The sequence below is a fragment of the Limnohabitans sp. genome, assembly GCF_046052765.1.
GTDB lineage: Bacteria > Pseudomonadota > Gammaproteobacteria > Burkholderiales > Burkholderiaceae_C > Limnohabitans.
Window position 1 is genome coordinate 1 of record NZ_JAVLFQ010000079.1, and the last position, 2,096, is coordinate 2,096.

A 2,096-nucleotide genomic window follows, 5' to 3' on the forward strand; every position below is an offset into this window, starting at 1 on the left:
AAAGACTTCAAAGATTCAACACTGGCGTCTTGCCCTTTTTCAAGGCGTTGGATGGTGCGCACACTCAGGCCGCTGAGGTCTGCCAGTTGTTGCTGTGACCAACCGTGTTGCAGCCTTAATTTTTGAATCAACATGAAATCTCCTGGATGACCGAACTGCCTAATTTAGGACTCTTCTTGGGTTTTGAACACGTCAGCAGTACGACAAAGGACTTTCATATGAGTTACTAAGCCATTGTCCAGTTTCTTTTATCTTTAATTTTCTACTTTAGCTAAAATGGCTAATCTTCAGGAGTTGCCATGCATATCACCGCCACCGAAGCCAAAAACAGATTTGGCAGCATTTGCGCTCAAGCCAAGAAAGGGCCGGTATTTGTTGAAAAAGCCGGGCAGGTTGACACCGTCATCCTGTCGGTCGATCAATACCGGGTCTTGCAAGCTAACCAAAACACCGCCAGCTTGGCGACCCGCAAGCAGCAGTTTGAATCTGAGTTCGCCGAATGGATCACTGCCCAAAACGCGTGGGTTGAAACCCACGGCATCCCTGGCGCTGATTTACGTCCTTGGTAAACCGCTGTGGCCCAATTTGACGTCTACCCCAATCCTAGCGAGAGTGCCGATAAAGGCATTCCCTTTGTGGTGGTGTTGCAAAGTGATTTGCTTGATGCCTTGGCGACACGTCTTGTGATGCCCTTGGCCACTTTAGAGTTTGCTGACAAAGTTCCTGAAAAGCTATGCCCTTTGGTCACGGTCAACGGCCAACAGCTTCGGGCGCTGGCGCACTATGTAGCGCCCATGTCGGTGCGAAGCTTGCGTCAAATGGCGGGTAACTTATCGTCTCAATCGCATTTGCTGATTGCCGCCATGGATGTGGTCTTATCAGGTGTTTGACCCATATAAACATGGGTTGCTTAGAATAAACCCAAATTAATCACAAGGATACGTCGTGGATTTCATGTTGCTTTTAAAAGCCGCTGTGATGGGTATCGTCGAGGGATTCACCGAGTTTTTGCCTATTTCATCCACGGGGCACCTCATTTTGGCGGGCGCATTGCTGGGCTTTGACGATGAGAAAGCCAAGGTATTCGATATCGCTATCCAAACCGGCGCAATTTTTGCGGTGGTGATCGTGTTCTGGGAAAAAATCAGCGCGACCGTCATTGCCTTGCCTTCACAACGGCTGGCGCGCCGTTTTGCCGTCAATGTGCTGATCGGATTTTTACCCGCGGTGGTACTTGGACTGTTGTTCGGTAAGGTCATTAAAGCGCATTTGTTCACGCCGACGGTGGTGGCGACGACTTTTATTCTGGGCGGATTGGTGATTTTGTGGGTCGAGCGCTGGGGCAGAAAACCATTGCACGACGGCCATCCAGATGACCATGTACGCATCATGAATGTAGAGTCCATGTCACCGCTTGACGCTTTGAAAGTTGGCCTGGTGCAATGTTTGGCCATGGTGCCGGGCACGAGTCGCAGTGGTGCCACCATCATTGGCGGTATGTTGCTCGGACTCTCGCGAAAAGCCGCTACTGAGTTTTCTTTTTATCTTGCGATTCCGACTTTGATCGGCGCTGGCGTCTACAGTTTGTACAAAGAACGTGCCTTGTTGAGTTTGGATGATATGCCGATGTTCTGCATCGGCTTGGTGTTCTCATTCATCAGTGCACTGGTCTGTGTGAGATGGTTACTGCGCTATATTTCTACCCACAATTTTGTGCCCTTCGCTTGGTATCGCATTGCCTTTGGTGCCGTCGTTTTGTTGACCTCTTACCAAGGCTGGATCGTCTGGCAACCTTGATTGATTTCAGGGGATTTATTTTTTCATAGCAAGACTGAGCATATTCAAAATAGCCGCTTCAACGGCTGCCGCCGTCACCAGTGGTTTTTCCATGGGCACCAGATGCGTGCCATCGATCATCGTGATACGTCCTTTGGTAATTTTGTGGGTGAAATCAGAACCTGCCATCCGCATTTCGCGTGAGTGACGCGCTGCCACCAAACTGACTGGGCAAGTCAGAGGGTGTTTTTTTAATAAGCGTTCCAAATTATGAGGGACGTTGTTGTAAATCAGCGTTTCAATGTCGCGGTTAAAACTCA

5 protein-coding genes are annotated in these 2,096 nt (G+C 49.4%); 3 read left to right on the forward strand and 2 right to left on the reverse strand.

The window, feature by feature from the left end:
* On the reverse strand, window positions 1-134 hold a 134-nt coding region (locus tag AC9UG7_RS11360; RefSeq protein WP_509587807.1), incomplete at its 3' end, for a helix-turn-helix transcriptional regulator.
* Window positions 135-299: 165 nt separating this feature from the next.
* On the opposite strand from AC9UG7_RS11360, the gene AC9UG7_RS11365 reads away from it, so the two are divergent.
* The 3 genes from AC9UG7_RS11365 to AC9UG7_RS11375 are packed head-to-tail and all read left to right on the forward strand — an operon-like array spanning window position 300 to window position 1,797.
* On the forward strand, window positions 300-569 hold the full coding sequence (locus AC9UG7_RS11365) for a type II toxin-antitoxin system Phd/YefM family antitoxin (protein WP_509587798.1): 270 nt from the start codon (window positions 300-302) through the stop codon (window positions 567-569).
* 6 nt (window positions 570-575) lie between these two features.
* Entirely contained in the window at window positions 576-890 is a 315-nt protein-coding gene (locus tag AC9UG7_RS11370; protein ID WP_509587801.1) for a CcdB family protein, read from the forward strand.
* Between the two features lie 55 nt (window positions 891-945).
* Window positions 946-1,797, forward strand: a complete 852-nt coding sequence (locus tag AC9UG7_RS11375; RefSeq protein ID WP_509587803.1) for an undecaprenyl-diphosphate phosphatase — start codon at window positions 946-948, stop codon at window positions 1,795-1,797.
* 15 nt (window positions 1,798-1,812) lie between these two features.
* Here the strand turns inward: AC9UG7_RS11375 and AC9UG7_RS11380 are convergent.
* Window positions 1,813-2,096, reverse strand: a 284-nt coding sequence (locus AC9UG7_RS11380; RefSeq protein WP_509587805.1) for an alpha/beta fold hydrolase, incomplete at its 5' end; no start/stop codon positions are given.

Excerpts from the sequence above, each read along its gene's own strand:
- AC9UG7_RS11365 (WP_509587798.1), top strand. The coding sequence starts at position 300 with ATGCATATCACCGCCACCGAAGCCAAAAACAGATTTGGCAGCATTTGC.